The sequence below is a fragment of the Oricola indica genome (genome assembly GCF_965227485.1).
Lineage (GTDB): Bacteria > Pseudomonadota > Alphaproteobacteria > Rhizobiales > Rhizobiaceae > Oricola > Oricola indica.
The window spans coordinates 3,837,001-3,856,623 of record NZ_OZ245747.1; the positions used below are offsets into that span (position 1 = coordinate 3,837,001).

Below are 19,623 nucleotides of genomic sequence, written 5' to 3' on the forward strand. Positions count from 1 at the left end.
GTATCCCCCACCCGGTCATCGTTGCAGAGGGTACCCAGCGCTTCAAGTCAAAGTTGCAGTAAAAGCCCGCGAAGTCGGCAGCTTAGCCGAACTTCCCGCCTTTTCGATTCAATTCTACTTCGCGGCCATCAATGGCGAGGCAAGTTTGAGGGCGGCGACGAGAAATGGCGCGGCGTGCATGAGGAGGTCGAAGACGTCGATCGGTCTGGCGAGCGTGCCGGCCATCAGCATTTTCAGCTTTTCCCAGATATGCGGCTCGGGAACGAAGGGCGCAAGGCCGAGCGTCAGGCAGGCGATGATGACGAGGCTCCAGGGAAGCTGGGCGAGAAGATTGGCGAGCGATTGCATCTGGAGCGTGTCTCCGAATTTTCAGGGCGTTCCGCCGGTGCGGTGAGGCGCATATCGTTCGAGCGGGGCCGAAATACCACCACGCCCCACGGCGTTGGGCGCTTATGTCGCGGGCGCGGCCTCTTTGCTCAGCCGCCCGGAAACCCCCTCGCCCGCCACTGCTCGCGCGGGATCGGCGCGCCGACATCGAAGGCGAATGACCGGACGCGGGTGGCGGCTTCGTCAAGATCGCAGCGGAAGCTGAGATCGTACCAGACACCGCCGGCCCGGAACGCCGCCTCGCGAACCTCGATCGCCGTCCCGGAACCGAGCCGATAGGCCGGAAGAAGGTCCGGCCAGTAAAGCGGCGAGACGCGGCGAAGCTGTTCTCGCAATTCCGTTGTGCACAGTTCAGCACCGCGTTCGCCACGCGACAATGATCCCATCGCGGCCATCGCGACCGGATCGTCGGTCACCGCACGCGAGAAAAGCGTGCGGGCCTCCGTCAGTTCGACCGGAGGCTTCGGTTCCGGAAGCGGCGCGGCGGCCTCGTCGATCTCGGCCGGTTCCGGTTCGAGCGATGTGTCGTCGGTTTCGGAGTCGGTGGACGAATTTCCATCCTGCGCTTCGCGCGGGCCGGTATCCTCCTCGCCGAATTCGAAAACCGGCCGCAGGACCTGGATCGGCTGGGCGCTTGCCTGCTCCTCGCCCGCAGCGTCTTCGGGCGGCGGAGGCGGCGCTTCTTCCGCGGCCTGCTCCGCCTCTTCCGCCTCGGGCTCTTCGGCCTCAGGTTCCGGCGCCTCGGGTTCGGGCGGCGGGACGAGTTCGACGGCGATCGCCTCCGGCTCCTCGCGGTCGAACTCCGGCAGCGGCAGGCCGAAGATCAGCAGGGCGATGACAAGCACATGCGCCGCCACCGAGGCGGGAACACCCCAGCGCGCATATCGTCCCTGTCTATCGGTATCCTGCTGCATTGCGCGATCACTACATGGCGAAAGGGCATGATTGAAATCAACTTGCCGCCAACGCGAAAAACAAGGTGATTTCGAGGCCGTGTTTCTCGGTCACGCACGCGCCCCCAGGACTGGACTGACCTCGGCAGGGTCTCGGCCCTTCCCCTACCAGCGCCCGTTTCGGCGATTCCACGCGTAGAGAATATCGGCGAACCGGTCATAGGCGACGCGAGTCACCGGGAGCACGACCCTGTTACCGAACAGGGAAGCGATCCAGCCCTCGCCGGGCGTGGCGCGCCAGATCGCAATCGCGACATCGGCCCCGACCAGGAGATTGCCTTCGCCGTCAGTCGCGTGGAGGCGCCGGCGCACGTCATTCAACGACGATCCGTGACCGGCAAGAACGTCCGGCTCCAGATTGATGTCACGAAACTCGATACGGCCCGCCTTTACGGCCTCGATCAATCGGCTTTTCTGTCGATTGATACCGGCATCGCAGACCGGGCAGCGCGTGTTGTACCAGACGGTGAGCATCGCAAAGACATGCCGAACAAAAAAGGGCGCCGTATGGCGCCCTTTCGCAAAACTAGCTGTCGAGGAAGCTCCGGAGCTTCCGCGAGCGGCTCGGGTGCTTGAGCTTGCGGAGCGCCTTGGCCTCGATCTGGCGGATACGTTCGCGGGTAACCGAGAACTGCTGGCCGACTTCCTCAAGCGTGTGGTCGGTGTTCATGCCGATGCCGAAGCGCATCCGCAGCACGCGCTCCTCGCGCGGTGTGAGCGATGCCAGAACCCGTGTGGTCGTTTCGCGCAGGTTCGCCTGAATGGCGGCGTCGATCGGCAGGACCGCGTTCTTGTCCTCGATGAAATCGCCGAGATGCGAATCCTCCTCGTCGCCGACCGGTGTCTCGAGCGAGATCGGCTCTTTGGCGATCTTGAGGACCTTGCGGACCTTTTCGAGCGGCATGGCGAGTTTTTCGGCCAGTTCTTCCGGCGTCGGCTCGCGGCCGATCTCGTGCAGCATCTGGCGCGAGGTGCGGACGATCTTGTTGATCGTCTCGATCATGTGCACCGGGATGCGGATCGTGCGGGCCTGGTCGGCGATCGAACGGGTGATCGCCTGGCGAATCCACCACGTCGCATAGGTCGAGAACTTGTAGCCGCGGCGATACTCGAACTTGTCGACCGCCTTCATGAGGCCGATATTGCCTTCCTGAATCAAATCAAGAAATTGCAGACCCCGGTTCGTGTATTTCTTCGCAATCGAAATCACGAGCCGCAGGTTGGCCTCAACCATCTCCTTCTTGGCGATACGCGCTTCGCGCTCGCCCTTCTGGACCTGGTTGACGATCTTGCGGAATTCCGAGATCGAGATGCCGGTTTCGGTCGAGAGTTCCTGGATTTCGGAACGCAATTCGTCGATTGCCGCCAGTTCCTTGGCGAATTCGCGCCAGCCGCGCGCCGTCAGGCCCGAGACCGTATCGACCCAGTTCGGGTCCAGTTCGGAGCCGTGGTAGCGCAGGAGGAATTCTTCGCGCGACACGCCGTAGCTTTCGGCAAGGCGCAGAAGACGGCCCTCGTTCTGCACGAGACGCTTGTTGATCGAATAGAGCTGTTCGACGAGAGCCTCGATGCGCTGATTGTTCAGCGAAAGCGACTTCACGTCGGTGATCAATTCGTCCTTGAGCTGCTTCAGGCGCTTCTGCTGGCTCGGCGAAAGGGCGTCGCTATCGGAATCCGACAGCGAGCTTTCGACGTGCTGGTCCTGCAGCTTGCGCAGCTTCGCATAGGTCGAGGCAATGGTGTCGAGCGTCTCCATGACGCCCTCGCGCAGTTCCGCCTCCATCGCGGCGAGAGACAGGTTGACCTCGTCCTCGTCGTCGTCATCGTCTTCCTGCTGGCCCTCGCCGCCGACATCGGTGATGTCGTCGGAGCGGCGCGGCTGACGCAATGCGCGTTCCTTTTCCTCGCGCTCCTTCTTGGCCTGCTCGATCTCTTCCGGCGTCGGCACCTTGGGCGCCTGCTTGGCCTCGGGGCCGGCATAGGTCGCTTCAAGGTCGATGATGTCGCGCAGGAGGATGTTGCCTTCGTTCAGTTCCTCGCGCCAGATGATGATCGCCTGGAAGGTCAGCGGGCTTTCGCAAAGACCCGCGATCATCGTCTCGCGGCCGGCCTCGATCCGCTTGGCGATGGCGATCTCGCCCTCGCGCGAAAGCAGTTCGACCGTCCCCATCTCGCGCAGATACATGCGCACGGGGTCGTCGGTCCGGTCGGTCGGCTCTTTCTTCTTGACGGTCGTCGTAACGGCGCTGCCGGTCGTCGTCGCCAGTTCGGTGGAACCTTCGTTGTCGTCATTCGAGGTTTCATTGTCGGAATCGTTGTCGTTGTCGCTTTCGACCTCGTCGTCCTCGACAACATTGATCCCCATCTCCGACAGCGAGGACATCGTGTCCTCGATCTGCTCGGACGTGACCTCTTCCGACGGCAGGACGGCGTTCAGCTCGTCCATGGTCACATAGCCACGCTTTTTCGCGAGGCGCAGCATCTTCTTGACGCTGTCTGCGCTCAGGTCCAGGAGCGGCCCATCGGGCGCGTGCTCCGGCGTGGTTTCACTTTCGGTCTTTTCTTTGGTCTTGGTTGCCATGAAAGCCTTCATCTCCGGCGACGGTGATCCAGGGCCCTGATCCCGCCTCGTGAAGCCCACCTGTTCGGTGAACGTCGCATTTCCGATCCCGATATCCCCGGGGTCAGGATTATGCGAAGGTTGTTAATTGCCAATTACCCCTAATCTAGGCGTTATTCGCGCCAATCCAACACGACGCGGCGAAAAACGAATCCCCAAACTGACAATAATTTTCGGGAGGCAGCCCGGACCGCCCTTGATTCCCGCGAATCGGGCGTGCGTCAACACCCGAGCAGCCGAATCAGTCAAAAAAGCGGGTACTGCGCGCGAATCACTAGAAAGAGCGCGTCGGACGGCCGGATGAGACGCCGAATCCCTCGACCAGCGCCTCCAGTGATTCCGTCTCGTCGATCTCCTTGCGGATATCCGCCAGCCGTCCGAAGTTGAAATCGCTGGCGTCAGTGCCGAGCGCGGCCTCGGCAGCACGCAACTCCCGCCGCAGGGTTCGGGACCTGCGATGAAGATGCAATGCCTGGCGGAACCCCTCGAGCGCATCCTCATGCGCCGCCTCGCCCGTCGCCGTCCACAGGCGGGCGCGACGTATCAACTGATCCAGTGCAGCAACCGTCGTCGCCTGCGAAACCAGCGCGGGATGCTCCAACAGCGCGTCGCGACTTCTCGGGCGGCCGGTGGCGCAGGCATCGAGGATGGCGCTGCGCAATCGCTCCAATCCGCCATGGTCGAGTTCCAGCACGGCAAAATCGTCGAAATGGTCCGCCAGCAGATCCGGGTGCCAAAGGACCGTCGAGACAAGCGCTGCCTCGCGCAACGGCATGTCCACTCCGCCAGTGGTCAAGAGGCGCGACCGCGTCAGGCTTTCGGAGATCGCCAGGCGTCCGCCACTCATGCCGCCCCGCCCCGAAGACCGGCCATAACGATCGCGATTGCCTTTTCCGCGTCCCTTGCCGCCCGATGACGGCGCACCGAAATGCGCCGCGATACGCTCGCGCATTGCCTGGCCGTAGTGACGCCGCACGCTTTCGTCCTTGATCCGGCTCGTCGCCTCGCGCAACTGCTTTTCCAGTTCGGCGCGACGCTCGGGCGTATCGAACACACGGCCCTGCGTCTCGCGCGACCACAGCATGTCAGCGAGCGGCTTTGCAGATTTCAGCACCGCCTCGAAGGCTTCGTGCCCGCCGGCCTTGACGAGATCGTCGGGATCCTTGCCCTCCGGCAGCAGGGCGTATCGCACCGACCGCCCCGGCTGGAGCCCCGGGAAAGCAAGATCGAGCGAACGCCAGGCCGCGCGCAAACCCGCCTTGTCGCCGTCGAAGCATAGGACCGGCTCGGGCGTCACACGCCATAACAGTGCAAGCTGGTTTTCGGTCAGCGCGGTCCCGAGCGGCGCAACCGCATTGGAGAAGCCGGCCTGATCGAGGGCGATCACGTCCATATAGCCTTCGGCGACGACCACGGTGCCCGCCTCGCGCACCGCCTCCCGGGCGCGCCGGAAATTGTAAAGGACATTGCCCTTGTGAAAGAGGTCTGTTTCCGGGGAATTGAGATATTTCGCGGGCACGTCCGGCGACAGGGCCCGCCCGCCAAACGCGATCGTCCGCCCCCGCGCATCTTCGATCGGAAACATGATGCGGTCGCGGAAACGGTCAAAGGAAACCGGAATATCCTCGCCGAAGACGACCAGACCGCATGCCTCGATCTGCTCCTTGGACGCACCTTTCTGCGCGAGATGCTCCTTCAAGGCGTTACGGCTGTCCGGCGCGTAGCCCAGGCGGAACTTCTTCTGGGTCGTGCCCGAAAGGCCCCGGTCGCGCAGATAGGCCCGCGCCTTTGCGCCTCCGGAGAGCTGCAGTTGGCTTTCGAAGAAGACGACCGCCATCTCCATGACGTCGTGCAGCGTGGCGCGTATTTCCTCGCGGCGCTCCGCTTCCGGATCGCGCTCGGGCATCGGCACGCCGGCGAGATCGGCAATCTGCTGCACGGCCTCCGGAAAGGACACACCTTCCAGTTCGGTCAGGAAGCGGAAGTGATCACCCTTCACGCCGCAGCCGAAACAGTAATAGCGGCCCTTCTTGTCCTCGCAGTGGAAACTCGGCGTTTTCTCGCCATGGAAGGGGCAGCAGGCCCAGTAGTCGCCGCGCGACGCGTTCGTCTTGCGCTTGTCCCACGCCACGCGCTTGCCGATCACGTCCGAGATGGGAACGCGATCGCGGATTTCGTCGAGGAAAGATTGCGGAAAACGCATCGTCGGCCTTTTCGGGATTCTGCCCCTCTATACAGGGCCGACCGATCCGAGGCCAAGGATGCCTGCGTGCTTTCCCGCTATTCACAGGCGCTACGCGAAAGGCACTTCAGAATTGCGCGTTTTTCAGGAAAGCCGCCACCTTGGCGGCATTGTTCGTGGTGCGGTCGAATTCGATGCCGATCCGGCGCGGTTTTACCCAGCGGATCATTCCATCGATATAGCCGATCTCTTCGGAGTGCAGTTCGACCTTGTCTCCGAAATTCATGCCGGAGGTGTTGTGCATTTCCACATCCACGCCACCCGAAGATATGTCGAGCACCATGCCGCCGGTCTTCATGAAGCCGTTGCGCAAGTTGATATATGTGCGTGCCACTCCCCGCGGAGCGGACTTGTCATCGGCAATACGGGACGCTGGCATGATGTTTTCCCGGGTGCGACTGTTCCTGTTGTTCGCACCAACCTCCCAGAAAAAGGCAAACATTGCGTTTACTTCCCGCAACGTCACTTTCGATCGGGATTGCCCAATGCGCGACAAATCCGGCCCGGTGAGTCAGGATATTCACGACAACGGAGCGGCGCGATGCTGAATTACCTGACCTTGATTTTCCTGTGCCAACTCATCGGCGAAGCATTTGTTGCGTTCGTCGAACTTCCCGTGCCCGGTCCGGTGATGGGCATGGTGCTGCTTTTCGCCGGGCTGTCGGTGCGCCGCTCGGTTCCAGACGATCTCGACACCGTGTCACGCGCGCTTCTCTCCAACTTGTCATTGCTGTTCGTACCGGCGGGAACAGGCATCATGGTGCATCTCGGCCTGCTTGCGAATGACGGTCTCGCGGTCTCCGCCGCGCTTGTCGTTTCGACCGTGGCAACCGTCGCGGTCACGGGCCTTCTCATGCAGGCACTGACGGCAAAACGCGGGGGAAATCAGGATGATGCATGAAACTGTGCAAACCGGGATTCAGGATGTTTGGGTCTATCTGTCCGCCAGCCCGCTGCTGCACCTGACGCTAACGCTTGTCGCCTATCAGGCAGGCATGTGGATCTACAAGCGCGCCGGGATGAACCCGTTGCTCAATCCCGTCCTGATCGCCGTCGTGGCGCTGGTCTCGATCCTGCTCGTGACCGGCACTTCCTACGAAACATATTTCGAGGGTGCGCAGTTCGTGCACTTCCTGCTCGGCCCGGCAACCGTCTCGCTCGCTATTCCGCTCTACAGGCAGTTTCATCGGGTTCGAAAATCCGCTCTCGCCATAGCGATCAGCCTGCTGACCGGATCGATCTTTGCCTCTGCGAGCGCGATGGCGATCGCCTGGCTGCTCGGCGCGGGAACTCAAACGATCATCTCGATCGGTCCGAAATCGGTCACGGCACCGGTTGCGATGGGCATATCCGAAAGCCTGGGCGGACTTCCCTCCCTGACCGCGGTTCTGGTCATAGCGACAGGGATACTCGGCGCGGCGCTCGGCCCGCTCGTGCTCAACGCCGTCGGCGTGAAGGACTGGGCCTCGCGCGGTTTCGCCATGGGGACGACCGCGCATGGCATCGGTACGGCACGGGCGCTTCAGGTCGATGAAGTGGCTGGCGCGTTTTCGGGCCTCGCCATGGGGCTCAATGCGCTGGCGACGGCAATCCTGTTGCCGCTCGCATGGTCCCTGTTTTTCTAGGATTGATCCGCGCGGCTACTGGCGCAGCATCGTCTTGACGACGCCGCTCGCCTTGGCGAAATCCATCTGGCCGGCAAAGCGCTGCTTGAGCGTCGACATGCACTTGCCGACGTCGCGGAGGCCTTCGGCGCCTGTTTCCTGGACGACGTTCTGGCAAGCCTGCTGAACTTCTTCTTCGCACATCTGCTTCGGCAGAAATTCCAGGATAACCGCGGATTCGCTGCGCTCCTGCTCGGCAAGTTCGAGACGCCCGGACTGCTCGTAAGTCGCGGCCGACTCGCGCCGCTGTTTGACCATCTTGGTCAGGATATCCGATATCTCGCTGTCGGAGACGGGATCCTTGCCGGCGGCCCGGTTGGCAATATCACGATCCTTCACCGCCGCGCAGATCAGGCGCAGTGTTGAAATACGTGTATTGTCCTGGGTTTTTTGAGCATCCTTGAGCGCAGCTTGAATCGCATCGCGCATCGTAAAAAACTCCTTGATGGTCGCCGGACCATAGCGCCGTTCAAAGCGCAAAGCAAGAGCGACCAAAGCCTATAACGTGTTGAATTTGCTTCGTTTTTTTATCCACAGCCAGAATGTGATCACTGGCGGATCACAAAAAAGCCACAAATCGCTACGAACGCCTCACCGCCATTTGCGGCCCTGTGATCAGCTCGCACCCGGTGTTTCCAGCGCCTAGATATGGTGTTACAGGCCCGCTACGGCAAGATGCCCCCCAATCACTGTTCCGAGAGCCCCATGACCGACCCCGCCGCACCCGAAACCACACAAACCGAAACCGCATGGACGATTGCCAAGCCGACCGCCCTCCTCGTTCTCGCCGACGGGACTGTTCTGGAAGGCAAGGGCTTTGGCGCGACCGGCGCCGTGGAAGCGGAAGTCTGCTTCAACACGGCCATCACGGGATATCAGGAGATCCTGACCGACCCGTCCTATTCCGGACAGATCGTGACCTTCACTTTTCCGCATATCGGCAATATCGGCACGAATGACGAGGATCTCGAGGATCTGAACCCTGCGCGCCGGGCGGGTGCCGTCGGTGCGATCTTCAAGGCCGATATCACCGAGCCTTCGAACTACCGGGCCTCAGAACATCTCGACGCATGGCTGAAGGCGCGCGGCATCGTCGCGCTCTCGGGCATCGATACGCGCGCATTGACGGCGCATATCCGCGAGCACGGCGTGCCGAACGCGGTATTGGCGCACGAACCGTCCGGGCAATTCGACATCGACGCGCTGAAGGCGCGCGCAAAAGCCTGGGGCGGGCTGGTCGGCCTCGATCTTGCGAAGGAAGTCACCTCGGGACAGTCCTCGACGTGGGACGAGACGCCATGGGAGTGGGACAAGGGCTACGGCTCGTATTCGGTCGGCGACGGGGATATGCACATCGTCGCGCTCGACTATGGCGTGAAACGCAACATCCTGCGGCTTCTGGCCGGTCTGGGCACCAAGGTCACGGTCTTGCCGGCCACGGCGACAGCCGAAGACGTGCTGGCGCTGAAGCCTGACGGCATCTTCCTGTCGAACGGTCCGGGCGACCCGGCAGCAACCGGAGAATACGCCGTGCCGACGATCAAGGATTTGCTCGATACCGGGATACCGGTCTTCGGCATCTGCCTTGGCCACCAGATGCTGGCGCTGGCGCTGGGCGCGAAGACCGTGAAGATGCATCAGGGCCATCATGGCGCGAACCACCCGGTGAAGGACCACACCACCGGCAAGGTGGAGATCGTGTCGATGAACCACGGCTTCGCGGTCGATTCCGGTTCCCTGCCGGCGGGTGTGACCGAAACGCACATCTCGCTGTTCGACGGCTCGAACTGCGGATTGGCGGTCGATGGCAAGCCCGTCTTTTCGGTGCAACACCATCCGGAAGCTTCGCCCGGACCGCAGGACAGCCACTATCTGTTCAAGCGCTTCCTGAATCTCATCCGCGAAAAGCGCGGCGAAGCGGCGCTGGCCGAGCGCTAACGCCCCGAAAAGCTTTCCATATCCGCCGGATGCTCTAATCTCGGATCATGGAAAGCTACGACATAACCGAATGGGGCCAGCGGCTGGGGGATTTCCTCCGCTTGCTGCAAGGCTATGTCGCGCAACCCTGGACGCTATACCAGTTCCTGATCATCGCCGCCTGTTTCGGCGTCGCCTATCTGCTTTCGCTGAAGATCGAGCCTGCGCTCGAAGAAAGAGCGCGACAGATCAAGGGCAATCCGGGGCTGTTGCGCGTCATCATCGCCTTCATGCGACGCACCGAATGGGTGATGTTCCTTGTCTTCCTGGCGGTTGCCCGGGAAGCGATCCTGATGATGACATGGCCCAGCCGCAGCTACATGCTTTCGCTGGCGCTGGTGCTCGGCTTCACATGGCTCGCCGCCTCTGTGCTGACACGGATCATCCGCAGCCGTTCGCTGGCCCGATTCGTAGCCTTCTGCATCTTTGTCTATGTCGCCGTCGGCGTCCTTGACGTGCGCGACGAGGCGCAGACATTCCTGGATGGGCTGGCGGTCAATCTGGGCGACTTCCGGCTGTCGGCGCTGTTCGTGCTCCGCGCTATCGCGGTGACGACGGTGCTGCTCTGGGTGGCACATATCGCCGGTAGCTTCATCGCCAGCCTCATCGCCACCTCGTCGGACCTGTCGCCCTCTTTCAAGGTGCTGGCGGGCAAGGTGGTGAGCATCACGCTCACCGTGCTGGCGGGGATGATCGCGCTCAATGCCATCGGCGTCGATCTGACCGCGCTGACGGTTTTCTCCGGCGCGGTCGGAGTCGGGCTCGGTTTCGGGCTGCAGAAAGTGGTGTCGAATTTCATCTCCGGCGTGATCATCCTTGCCGACAAGTCGATCAAGCCAGGCGACACGATCGAGCTGGGCGACACGTTTGGATGGATCCGCGAATTGCGGGCCCGCTTCGTCTCGGTGATCACCCGCGACGGGCGCGAATACCTGATCCCGAACGAGGATCTGATTACCCAGCAGGTGATCAACTGGTCGTTCTCCGACAAGTTTGTCCGCCTCGACGTCGATTTCGGCGTTTCCTATGACAGCGACCCGCATGAGGTGATCCGCATCGCCATCGAGGCGGCACAGTCCGTCGAGCGCGTGGTGGACAACAAGAAGCCGGTCTGCTGGATGACCGCCTTCGGGTCGTCGTCTATCGACTTCAAGCTGCGCTTCTGGATCACCGATCCGCAGGGCGGGCTGACCAATATTCGCGGCCAGGTTCTGCTGGCGTTGTGGGACGCCTTCAAGAAGGCCGGTATCAACATCCCCTTCCCGCATCGCGAAGTCATCATGCGCACGCCGGTGGAGGTGGTGCACAAGGATGGAAAGGCGGACTAGAAACCGGTCAAGGCGAATCTCTCCTGACACGTTCCGGCGCTGCGTCATGCGATAGCGGCCCCGAAACAGGAGCCAGATCATGCCGACACCGAACCTCGTCCTCCTCTATGTGGAGGATCCCGCAAAAAGCGCCGCATTCTACGAAACGCTGTTCGAGACCGCGCCGACCGCAGTCTTCCCGACCTACGCCGCATTCGATTTCGAGAACGGGACCAGCCTCGGCCTGTGGTCGACCGCCGCCCGGGATTTTGTCTCCGGCGGCTCGGGACACCGCAGCGAGATCGCTTTCATGGTTCCCGCCGAAGACGAGGTGCGGGCCTTGCACGACCGGTGGTCGGAGGCGGGAATCGCGATCGAGCAGGCGTTGCACGACGCGGTCTTCGGCCTGACCTTCGTCGCCATCGATCCGGACGGGCACCGCATTCGCGTTTGCATGCCGGACAAGACCTGACAAACCGCCGGGCGTTCATCGCCGGACATTCATCGTCGAATATGGCGCCCGTCATCGACGGTGGGGCCGTCCGGATCGGGCAGCACTTCCGGCGCGCCGCCAACCATCTCGCCGGCATAGGCCGCCTTGCCCTGCCGCGTGGCAGGGACGCCGCGACGGCGCGCGGCGCCGGCTGTGCCGCGGCCGACAATGCGTCCACCCTGGGCCAGAAGCGCGGCCGCGAGGAAGCCTAGGGCGGCCCAGATCGCGCCCGTCGCCGTCAAGGGCACGCCAGGCCTGAATTCCTGCCATGCACCATGGACAAGCGTCGGGTCGCTTTCGCCGATCAGCGCGGCAGGCCGAGCGAAGTCCGGCCATGTTTCGAAGCGGACAGCCTGACGCTGCAGGCTCTCATAGCGGTGGATCGCCTTGCCGATAGACATGCCGCGCTCACGCAGGAATGCGTCGGCGGAGGCGCGGTAGCGGCTCAGCGCTTCCTGCCGCGACAGGTCGCTGCGGTTGGCGTCGGCGTCGAAATCCTCGACGATCGTGCGCAATTCCTGCAATGCGCCGCCAAGGCGCTGGCGATATTGCTGGGTGAATTCCGGCGCCTGCGACGTCACCGCTGCACCGGCGATACCGGTCACGACGACGATGGTACGCGCAATCAGGGCCATGCTCTCCTCCCGTGCCATGCAGATTAACACAGCCATATGAAAAGTAATGTGCGGCGAGTTGGTTGCCCAGCGATCAAGGTTGGTCCTATTCGCCTGACGCCTTCTCCCCTTTCGGGCTGAGGCGATATACCCCGCGTTCGACGCGCTCGAACCAGCCATAGTGATCGTCGGCCATGATCGTGCGCGCACGGGCAACTCCGGTTTCCCTGGCAACGTCGGACGCCTTGGAAGGGCCGGCCTCGCCGAGATATGCCGCGACGCGCATGGCATCCTGCCGGTAGGCGGTCATGATCGTCGTACGATTCGATCCGCCGAGATTGGGATCTCCGACACGGCGGGCGAATTCGCGGAGCAAGCGCGTCGATTTCGCCTTGCTTTTGCGCGGCGCATAGGGGCCGGGATCGAGGTGGATTTCCGTGAACCCGTCCTCCATGCGCACGGTAATCAGACCAAGACCCAGCCGGCGGCAGAGTTTCAGGTTGGATTTCAGCGATGAAAGGAATGCGCGGCCGCTCCCGCGCGGCACGGCCACATAGACCGTGTCGGTAATCGCCAGCCGGTCGATCGCCTGATGGAAGAGCGACAGGGTGAACCCCGTCTTCAGTTCGACGACAAGGGGCGGCTCGTCACCTCGGATCCCGACGACATCCGCTGCGCCGATTTCGGACTTTACCTCGTAGCCCTGCTCCTCGAGCAATTTCTTGACCGGTGGATAGAGGTCGGTTTCCTTCGGCTTCGCCATGCGAAGTCGTCAGACAGGATTGTTGAACGTGTCGCAATCCTGCAGCCGGCCGGACTGGAAGCCGCGATTGAACCAGTCGCGGCGCTGTGCCGACGTGCCGTGATTGAAGCTCTCGGGCACGATATAGCCCTGCGTCCGGCGCTGGATTGCATCGTCGCCAATCTGGGTCGCGGCGTTGAGCGCCTCCTCCAGGTCGCCGGCTTCGAGCAGCCCTTTCTGAGCCGTGAAATGTCCCCAGATGCCGGCGAAGCAATCGGCCTGCAGTTCCACGCGGACGGACATCGCATTCGCTTCGGCCGCGCTCATCGTGCGGCGCATGCGATTGAACTCCGGCAGGACGCCAATGACGTTCTGGACATGGTGGCCGACCTCATGCGCGACGACATAGGCCTGGGCGAAATCGCCGGCAGCCTTGAAGCGACGTGCCAGTTCGTCGAAGAACGACACATCGAGATAAAGCTTCTTGTCGCCCGGACAATAGAACGGGCCGGATGCCGCGCTGGCGTAACCGCATGCGGACGACACCTGCCCTTCGAAGAGGACGAGGACCGGTTCCGGATATCGCTTGCCGTTTGCCTCGAAAATGCCGCCCCAGACATCCTCTGTCTCGGCCAGCACCGTGGCGACGAACTGGGTCGTCTGATCGGTGCGTGTCGTGCCGGTTGGCGCGCTGGTCTGTGTCCGCGGCGCAACCTGATCGAACGGGTTGGAGCCGCCGCTCCCCGCCAGGATCGCGAGAGGATCGATACCGCAGGAGCGTAGCACGAAGAACAGGACGACCAGCAAGACGATCCCGCCTATCCCGCCGCCACCGGCGCGCATGGTGCGGCCGCCGGAGGGAATACGCACACGGGGTCGGGGGGAATACCCGGAAGTGCGGCGGGAGCGTTTGCCGCGCATGTCCTGGATGTTCGAACTCTGTCGGCGGCCTTCCCAGCGCATATGCTGTCTCCTTACGCACGAATTCCATCAATGGCGCAGGAATGAAAAAGCTTCAAGGCGTCGAAGGTTGCAGCCTGGCTCAACCCGGCGGCGGTCAAGCGGACAGGCCAAGGCGGCGCGCAAAACCCGGAAAGGCCTTCGCGGCGACAAAGATGGCGAACAGAACCGCCGCGCCGACCGCCGCATACCCCAGCAAGGGATGATCGCCGTGAAAGGCGAGCCGGTTCATCAGGCGGCCCGGCAGGAAGGTGAAGGCCCCTGCCCCGATCAGCGCGAAGACGTAGAGACCGCGCATGGTGTTCAGGTGGCGAGCGATGTCGCGTTGCAGCGCGGCGCGCAGCGCGATCCATAGCGAGCCCAGCGTGACGACGGAAAGGATGTGGATCGGGCTGAACGGGCCGATCATGCGGATCGTATGGATGACGAAGGAAGACAGTGCGGTCAGCGCCATGAGTGCGACCCAGACCTTGCCGAGATTGCGGTGCAGGCGGTCGCCCTTTCGGCGGATCAGTACATAGCCGCCGATCAGGAAGGCGAGGATGGCGGCGACGACGTGCACCTGAATGGCGAGCGATGCGTTTGCGAAGAGGGCGAGGTTCACGGCAAACTCCTTTTGCGTGCGCTTTTCGTTGTTCGAAACGCTTGCTAGGAAAGCTGCATGGAGCAGCACAAATCCGATTACGCGGACAGACGGGACGCCTTCGCGAAAGGCGGCGCGCTGCAATTCGCGCTTCGCGAAGTGCGGGGGCTTTTGCGTCGTCCGGGCTTCTGGATCGTGCTCGCGGCGGCCATCGCGATCCTCGTCGTCAGCGGCCCGTCCGACACGCTGACCCGTTTCAACGCAGCCGAGCGAACCGCCTATTGGGCGACGATCGCGTTCCCCACCTTCGTGACAGGCCAGTTTGCAACTGTACTTCTCGTGCGGTTGATCCGGCCGCTCATCGGCGCGCGCATACCGTCGATCGCGCTCGGGGCGCTACTGGCCGCCTTGCCAATTACGGCGGAGGTCTGGCTGGTCAATTTCGTCTTTCCCGATTCAACGCCGACTTCCGCCGCCGATCTGGTGGGGCTCTACGGCATGTGCCTGGTGATCACGCTAGCGATCGCGACGATCTACGATGTGTCGAGCCCAAAGGCGGCGGAAACGGTCCCGTCTCCCGCACTCGCGGAGGACAACGGCAACCGCTTCCTGAAACGTATTCCGGCCCGACTGGGTACGGAACTCGTCAGCCTGCAGGCGCAGGATCATTATCTGGAAGTGACGACGACCAAGGGGCACGATCTCATCCTGATGCGGCTCTCCGACGCGGAGGCCGAATTGGCCGGTTATCCCGGCATGCGCGTGCACCGGTCCTGGTGGGTGGCGCGCGCCGGCGTGGACGGCATCGAGACGGCGGGGGACCGGATGACGATCCGGCTGTCTAGCGGGGCCGTCGCGCCCGTCAGCCGTGCGAATCGGACGCGGGTGAAATCCTGGATGTCGGGATGAGCCCCCTACCGGATGGTTGAAGAGCATGTTTACGTAACGTTATAAAAACCATGTAACATTTGAAGAATGAACGACATTCAAAAAAACATTCGAGAAAGCACTCGACGCCGCGCCCTAAAGGCCGGTCTGGTCTCCTACCATAATGACGAGATGTCGGTTCCTTGCACTGTTCGCGACGAGAGCGAGTCCGGCGCGCGGCTGCAATTCGAGCGCCACGTCAACCTGCCGGCAAGCTTCCACCTAACGGTCCCGCTCGACGGCAAGAAATGGCCTGCAGCGGTCCAGTGGACCAAAGGCCTGGTCTGCGGCGTGCGTTTCACCGGTCCGGCGGTTCCCTCCGACATACACCGCAACCAGTATATCGAGCACTATCAGCCTGACGAGAACGCCGGCCAAGAGCCCGGCGCAAGACCATCGGCCACTCCAGCGCCTGAAACCGAAATACAGCCGACGCCGTCGACCGTCCGCAGGAAGCCATTCGGTCGGCGCAAATAGTCGATCGGCGTCGCCGTCGGCCGACGGATTTTTCTCGGCAAAACTTTCGCAGGGGGTTACATGGCGAAGCGGTTTACCCTATAGCCCGCGTCTAGCCTGAAATTCGAGTTTTCACGCCGGATGAGCCCAGCCCATCCGGTCGTTTTGCACGAGCCGGACCACACCATGCCCAAACGTAATGATATCGACACCGTCCTCATCATCGGCGCGGGGCCGATCGTCATCGGGCAGGCCTGCGAATTCGACTATTCCGGCACACAGGCCTGCAAGGCGCTCAAGGAGGAAGGCTACCGAATCGTCCTGGTCAATTCGAACCCGGCGACGATCATGACCGACCCGGACCTGGCCGACGCCACCTATATCGAGCCGATCACGCCCGAGGTCGTCGCCAAGATCATCGCGCGCGAGCGGGCGGAACGCCCGGACGAGACCATGGTGCTGTTGCCGACCATGGGCGGCCAGACGGCGCTCAACACCGCGCTCTCGCTGCAGCAGATGGGCGTCCTCGAAAAATACGATGTCGAGATGATCGGTGCGAAGCCGGAAGCCATCGACAAGGCCGAGGACCGCAAGCTTTTCCGCGAGGCGATGGACAAGATCGGGCTGGAAAGCCCCCGCTCGGTGCTCGTCAACGCGACCGAGATCAAGGATACCGACCGCAAGGCGCACGAAGCGAAGCGCGCCGATCTGAAGGCGAAGCTTTCCGGTGCCGAACTCGATGCCGCCCTGGATCGTCTGGAACAGGAATGGCGTGACGGGACGTCCGACCGCAAGCAGCGCTACATGAACCATGCCATGGGTCTCGCGGCGCAGGCGCTCGAGGAAGTCGGACTGCCGGCGATCATTCGCCCGTCGTTCACGCTTGGCGGAACCGGCGGCGGTATTGCCTACAACCGTGCGGAGTTCTTCGAGATCGTGCAAAGCGGCCTCGATGCGTCGCCGACGACGGAAGTCCTGATCGACGAGAGCGTGCTCGGCTGGAAGGAATATGAAATGGAAGTCGTCCGCGACAAGGCGGACAACTGTATCATTATCTGTTCCATCGAAAACGTCGATCCGATGGGCGTCCACACGGGTGATTCCATAACCATCGCCCCGGCCCTGACGCTGACCGACAAGGAATACCAGGTCATGCGTAACGCATCGATTGCGGTGCTGCGCGAGATCGGCGTCGAAACCGGCGGCTCCAACGTCCAGTTCGCGGTCAATCCCGACACCGGACGCCTCGTCGTCATCGAGATGAACCCGCGCGTGTCGCGCTCTTCCGCGCTCGCATCGAAAGCGACCGGGTTCCCGATCGCCAAGGTGGCTGCGAAGCTCGCGGTTGGCTACACGCTGGACGAACTCGAAAACGATATCACCGGTGGCGCGACCCCGGCATCGTTCGAACCGTCGATCGACTATATCGTCACGAAGATCCCGCGTTTTGCCTTCGAGAAATTCCCCGGCGCCGAACCGACTCTGACAACCGCAATGAAATCGGTCGGCGAGGTCATGGCTATTGGCCGGACATTTGCGGAATCCCTGCAAAAAGCGCTTCGTGGTCTCGAAACCGGCCTGACCGGGCTCGACGAGATCGAGATCCCAGGCCTCGACGAGGGCGATGACAAGAACGCCATTCGCGCCGCCATCGGTACCCCCACGCCGGACCGTCTTCGGATGGTGGCTCAGGCCTTCCGCCTTGGCTTCACGATCGAGGAAGTGCATGCGGGCTGCCAGATCGATCCGTGGTTCCTCGAACAGATCAAGGCCATTACCGACATGGAAGCGCGCATCCGCGCGCATGGCCTGCCGCAAGATGCAACCAACCTGCGCATGCTGAAGGCCATGGGCTTTTCCGATCAGCGGCTCGCAGGGCTGACCAACTCGACCGAGAAGCACGTCGCCCAGTTGCGCCATGCGCTGGAGGTTCGGCCCGTCTTCAAGCGCATCGACACCTGCGCCGCCGAGTTCGCGTCGCCGACGGCATATATGTACTCGACCTATGAAACCCCCTTCGCGGGACAACCCGCCAACGAGGCGGGAATATCGGATCGCAAGAAGGTCGTGATCCTCGGCGGCGGACCGAACCGGATCGGCCAGGGCATCGAGTTCGACTATTGCTGCTGTCACGCCGCCTTCGCCCTGAGGGACGCAGGCTTCGAAGCGATCATGATCAACTGCAACCCGGAAACGGTCTCGACCGACTACGATACGTCGGACCGGCTCTATTTCGAGCCGCTGACCGCGGAAGACGTGCTGGAAATCCTGAAACTGGAACAGGAGAAGGGCGAACTTCTCGGCGTGATCGTCCAGTTCGGCGGCCAGACGCCGCTGAAACTCGCCGATGCGCTCGAAAAGGCCGGCATACCGATCCTCGGCACTTCGCCGGATGCGATCGACCTCGCCGAGGACCGCGACCGTTTCCAGAAGCTGCTGATCAAGCTCGATCTGACGCAGCCGAAAAACGGCATCGCCTATTCGGTGGAACAGGCGCGTATGGTCGCCGCCTCGCTCGGTTATCCGCTGGTCGTCCGGCCATCCTATGTGCTGGGCGGTCGCGCGATGCAGATCATCCGCGAGGATTCCGGCCTCGATTCCTACCTGCTCGGAACGGTCCCGGAACTGATCCCCGAGGACATCAAGGCGCGCTATCCGAACGACAAGACCGGCCAGATCAACACGCTGCTCGGCACCAACCCGCTGCTGTTCGACACCTATCTGACCGATGCCGTGGAGGTCGATGTCGACTGCCTGTGCGACGGCACGGACGTTTATGTCTCCGGCATCATGGAGCATATCGAGGAAGCCGGGATTCACTCCGGCGACTCCGCCTGCTCCCTGCCCGTTCACACGCTCGGTCCCGACATGGTCGCGGAACTGGAACGGCAGACGATTGCCCTCGCCAAGGCGCTGAATGTCGGCGGTCTGATGAATGTGCAATACGCGATCAAGGACGGCCAGGTTTACGTCCTGGAGGTCAACCCGCGCGCCTCGCGGACCGTGCCCTTCGTCGCCAAAACGATCGGGTTGCCGATCGCCAAGATCGCGGCCCGGATCATGGCCGGCGAGATGCTGGAACCGGCGATCGGAAATTACGGCACACGGCGCGATGTCAATTCGCTGAACCACATCGCGGTCAAGGAAGCCGTCTTCCCGTTCTCCAAGTTCCCCGGCGTGGACACCCTGCTTGGACCGGAGATGCGGTCGACCGGCGAAGTCATGGGCCTGAACCACGACTATGCGGTGGCTTTCGCGAAGGCGCAGCTCGGCGTCGGCGTCGATCTGCCCAAGACGGGATCGGTGTTCATTTCGGTGAAGGACAGCGACAAGGCTCGCATTCTTGACACTGCCAAGTTGTTCATTGAACTCGGCTTCGGCGTGCTGGCGACCGGCGGCACACAGCGCTATCTCGCCGAAAACGGCGTCCCGGCGACCAAGGTCAACAAGGTTCTGGAAGGCCGCCCGCATATCGAGGACGCAATCCGCAACCGGCAGGTGCAGCTCGTCATCAACACGACGGAGGGCAAGAAGGCCTTCGCCGATTCCAAGCCGCTGCGCCGTGCAGCGCTGATGAACAAGGTTCCCTATTTCACCACCATGGCCGGCTCCATCGCGTGCGGCGAGGCCATCCAGGCGCTGACCAAGGGCGAATTGCAGGTGCGGCCGCTGCAGAGCTATTTCGAGTAAACAATTTC

Annotated in this window: 19 protein-coding genes; 8 read left to right on the forward strand and 11 right to left on the reverse strand. The window is 62.4% G+C overall.

The features are described from left to right. Positions 1–114: 114 nt before the first annotated feature. From ACQK2M_RS19115 to ACQK2M_RS19140, 6 genes are all read right to left on the reverse strand, one after another. Positions 115–348 (reverse strand): hypothetical protein, encoded by a 234-nt coding sequence (locus ACQK2M_RS19115; RefSeq protein ID WP_425419097.1) that lies wholly within the window; start codon positions 346–348, stop codon positions 115–117. 128 nt (positions 349–476) lie between these two features. Next, the gene (locus ACQK2M_RS19120; protein WP_425419098.1) at positions 477–1,301 is read right to left on the reverse strand and encodes a DUF930 domain-containing protein; all 825 of its coding nucleotides are present in this window, start codon (positions 1,299–1,301) and stop codon (positions 477–479) included. 144 nt (positions 1,302–1,445) lie between these two features. Continuing rightward, positions 1,446–1,814, reverse strand: coding sequence for a thiol-disulfide oxidoreductase DCC family protein (locus ACQK2M_RS19125; RefSeq protein WP_425419099.1), 369 nt, complete (start codon positions 1,812–1,814; stop codon positions 1,446–1,448). A gap of 52 nt (positions 1,815–1,866) precedes the next feature. Next, positions 1,867–3,921: an RNA polymerase sigma factor RpoD gene (rpoD, locus tag ACQK2M_RS19130; RefSeq protein ID WP_425419100.1), complete on the reverse strand. Its 2,055-nt coding sequence runs from the start codon at positions 3,919–3,921 to the stop codon at positions 1,867–1,869. A 313-nt stretch (positions 3,922–4,234) separates the two neighbouring features. Beyond that, a complete protein-coding gene (gene dnaG / locus ACQK2M_RS19135; RefSeq protein WP_425419101.1) occupies positions 4,235–6,163 on the reverse strand; it encodes a DNA primase in 1,929 nt (642 codons plus the stop codon). Positions 6,164–6,269: 106 nt separating this feature from the next. Beyond that, positions 6,270–6,581 (reverse strand): PilZ domain-containing protein, encoded by a 312-nt coding sequence (locus ACQK2M_RS19140; RefSeq protein WP_425419102.1) that lies wholly within the window; start codon positions 6,579–6,581, stop codon positions 6,270–6,272. Between the two features lie 162 nt (positions 6,582–6,743). Between ACQK2M_RS19140 and ACQK2M_RS19145 the strand changes: the two genes are divergently transcribed. Then, the gene (locus ACQK2M_RS19145) at positions 6,744–7,103 is read left to right on the forward strand and encodes a CidA/LrgA family protein (protein WP_223477223.1); all 360 of its coding nucleotides are present in this window, start codon (positions 6,744–6,746) and stop codon (positions 7,101–7,103) included. Further along, entirely contained in the window at positions 7,093–7,827 is a 735-nt protein-coding gene (locus ACQK2M_RS19150) for an LrgB family protein (RefSeq protein ID WP_425419103.1), read from the forward strand. The genes ACQK2M_RS19145 and ACQK2M_RS19150 overlap by 11 nt, the downstream gene beginning before the upstream one ends. A 15-nt stretch (positions 7,828–7,842) precedes the next feature. On the opposite strand, the gene ACQK2M_RS19155 is transcribed toward ACQK2M_RS19150, so the two are convergent. Then, positions 7,843–8,295 carry a GatB/YqeY domain-containing protein gene (locus tag ACQK2M_RS19155; protein ID WP_223477224.1) on the reverse strand — a complete coding sequence of 151 codons (453 nt, stop codon included), beginning with the start codon at positions 8,293–8,295 and terminating at the stop codon, positions 7,843–7,845. Positions 8,296–8,571: 276 nt separating this feature from the next. Here ACQK2M_RS19155 and carA point away from each other — a divergent pair, with 276 nt between their 5' ends. The 3 genes from carA to ACQK2M_RS19170 all read left to right on the forward strand — a co-directional run bounded on the left by carA (position 8,572) and on the right by ACQK2M_RS19170 (position 11,622). After that, positions 8,572–9,804 carry a glutamine-hydrolyzing carbamoyl-phosphate synthase small subunit gene (carA, locus tag ACQK2M_RS19160; protein ID WP_425419104.1) on the forward strand — a complete coding sequence of 411 codons (1,233 nt, stop codon included), beginning with the start codon at positions 8,572–8,574 and terminating at the stop codon, positions 9,802–9,804. 47 nt (positions 9,805–9,851) lie between these two features. Beyond that, positions 9,852–11,171: a mechanosensitive ion channel family protein gene (locus ACQK2M_RS19165; RefSeq protein WP_425419105.1), complete on the forward strand. Its 1,320-nt coding sequence runs from the start codon at positions 9,852–9,854 to the stop codon at positions 11,169–11,171. A gap of 79 nt (positions 11,172–11,250) precedes the next feature. Further along, positions 11,251–11,622 carry a VOC family protein gene (locus ACQK2M_RS19170; RefSeq protein ID WP_425419106.1) on the forward strand — a complete coding sequence of 124 codons (372 nt, stop codon included), beginning with the start codon at positions 11,251–11,253 and terminating at the stop codon, positions 11,620–11,622. A 29-nt stretch (positions 11,623–11,651) separates the two neighbouring features. On the opposite strand, the gene ACQK2M_RS19175 is transcribed toward ACQK2M_RS19170, so the two are convergent. The 4 genes from ACQK2M_RS19175 to ACQK2M_RS19190 all read right to left on the reverse strand — a co-directional run bounded on the left by ACQK2M_RS19175 (position 11,652) and on the right by ACQK2M_RS19190 (position 14,563). Continuing rightward, on the reverse strand, positions 11,652–12,278 hold the full coding sequence (locus tag ACQK2M_RS19175) for a DUF2937 family protein (protein ID WP_425419107.1): 627 nt from the start codon (positions 12,276–12,278) through the stop codon (positions 11,652–11,654). An 85-nt stretch (positions 12,279–12,363) separates the two neighbouring features. Next, positions 12,364–13,020 carry a DUF2161 domain-containing phosphodiesterase gene (locus tag ACQK2M_RS19180; RefSeq protein WP_425419108.1) on the reverse strand — a complete coding sequence of 219 codons (657 nt, stop codon included), beginning with the start codon at positions 13,018–13,020 and terminating at the stop codon, positions 12,364–12,366. 9 nt (positions 13,021–13,029) lie between these two features. Continuing rightward, entirely contained in the window at positions 13,030–13,962 is a 933-nt protein-coding gene (gene ypfJ / locus ACQK2M_RS19185; protein WP_223477230.1) for a KPN_02809 family neutral zinc metallopeptidase, read from the reverse strand. A 94-nt stretch (positions 13,963–14,056) separates the two neighbouring features. After that, complete coding sequence (locus ACQK2M_RS19190) at positions 14,057–14,563, reverse strand: DUF2306 domain-containing protein (protein ID WP_425419109.1); 507 nt, start codon at positions 14,561–14,563, stop codon at positions 14,057–14,059. Positions 14,564–14,620: 57 nt separating this feature from the next. Here ACQK2M_RS19190 and ACQK2M_RS19195 point away from each other — a divergent pair, with 57 nt between their 5' ends. The 3 genes from ACQK2M_RS19195 (at position 14,621) to carB (ending at position 19,615) form a co-directional block, all read left to right on the forward strand. Beyond that, complete coding sequence (locus tag ACQK2M_RS19195; protein ID WP_425419110.1) at positions 14,621–15,451, forward strand: LytTR family DNA-binding domain-containing protein; 831 nt, start codon at positions 14,621–14,623, stop codon at positions 15,449–15,451. A 66-nt stretch (positions 15,452–15,517) separates the two neighbouring features. Beyond that, the gene (locus ACQK2M_RS19200) at positions 15,518–15,946 is read left to right on the forward strand and encodes a PilZ domain-containing protein (protein WP_425419111.1); all 429 of its coding nucleotides are present in this window, start codon (positions 15,518–15,520) and stop codon (positions 15,944–15,946) included. Positions 15,947–16,111: 165 nt separating this feature from the next. Continuing rightward, a complete protein-coding gene (gene carB / locus ACQK2M_RS19205; RefSeq protein ID WP_425419112.1) occupies positions 16,112–19,615 on the forward strand; it encodes a carbamoyl-phosphate synthase large subunit in 3,504 nt (1,167 codons plus the stop codon). The last annotated feature ends 8 nt before the right edge of the window (positions 19,616–19,623 follow it).

Excerpts from the sequence above, each read along its gene's own strand:
- ACQK2M_RS19165 (WP_425419105.1), top strand. The coding sequence starts at position 9,852 with ATGGAAAGCTACGACATAACCGAATGGGGCCAGCGGCTGGGGGATTTC.
- ACQK2M_RS19150 (WP_425419103.1), top strand. The coding sequence starts at position 7,093 with ATGATGCATGAAACTGTGCAAACCGGGATTCAGGATGTTTGGGTCTAT.
- ACQK2M_RS19175 (WP_425419107.1), bottom strand. The coding sequence starts at position 12,278 with ATGGCCCTGATTGCGCGTACCATCGTCGTCGTGACCGGTATCGCCGGT.
- ACQK2M_RS19180 (WP_425419108.1), bottom strand. The coding sequence starts at position 13,020 with ATGGCGAAGCCGAAGGAAACCGACCTCTATCCACCGGTCAAGAAATTG.
- ACQK2M_RS19155 (WP_223477224.1), bottom strand. The coding sequence starts at position 8,295 with ATGCGCGATGCGATTCAAGCTGCGCTCAAGGATGCTCAAAAAACCCAG.
- ACQK2M_RS19200 (WP_425419111.1), top strand. The coding sequence starts at position 15,518 with ATGAACGACATTCAAAAAAACATTCGAGAAAGCACTCGACGCCGCGCC.
- rpoD (WP_425419100.1), bottom strand. The coding sequence starts at position 3,921 with ATGGCAACCAAGACCAAAGAAAAGACCGAAAGTGAAACCACGCCGGAG.
- ACQK2M_RS19170 (WP_425419106.1), top strand. The coding sequence starts at position 11,251 with ATGCCGACACCGAACCTCGTCCTCCTCTATGTGGAGGATCCCGCAAAA.
- ACQK2M_RS19120 (WP_425419098.1), bottom strand. The coding sequence starts at position 1,301 with ATGCAGCAGGATACCGATAGACAGGGACGATATGCGCGCTGGGGTGTT.
- dnaG (WP_425419101.1), bottom strand. The coding sequence starts at position 6,163 with ATGCGTTTTCCGCAATCTTTCCTCGACGAAATCCGCGATCGCGTTCCC.
- carA (WP_425419104.1), top strand. The coding sequence starts at position 8,572 with ATGACCGACCCCGCCGCACCCGAAACCACACAAACCGAAACCGCATGG.
- carB (WP_425419112.1), top strand. The coding sequence starts at position 16,112 with ATGCCCAAACGTAATGATATCGACACCGTCCTCATCATCGGCGCGGGG.
- ACQK2M_RS19140 (WP_425419102.1), bottom strand. The coding sequence starts at position 6,581 with ATGCCAGCGTCCCGTATTGCCGATGACAAGTCCGCTCCGCGGGGAGTG.
- ypfJ (WP_223477230.1), bottom strand. The coding sequence starts at position 13,962 with ATGCGCTGGGAAGGCCGCCGACAGAGTTCGAACATCCAGGACATGCGC.
- ACQK2M_RS19125 (WP_425419099.1), bottom strand. The coding sequence starts at position 1,814 with ATGCTCACCGTCTGGTACAACACGCGCTGCCCGGTCTGCGATGCCGGT.
- ACQK2M_RS19195 (WP_425419110.1), top strand. The coding sequence starts at position 14,621 with ATGGAGCAGCACAAATCCGATTACGCGGACAGACGGGACGCCTTCGCG.
- ACQK2M_RS19115 (WP_425419097.1), bottom strand. The coding sequence starts at position 348 with ATGCAATCGCTCGCCAATCTTCTCGCCCAGCTTCCCTGGAGCCTCGTC.
- ACQK2M_RS19145 (WP_223477223.1), top strand. The coding sequence starts at position 6,744 with ATGCTGAATTACCTGACCTTGATTTTCCTGTGCCAACTCATCGGCGAA.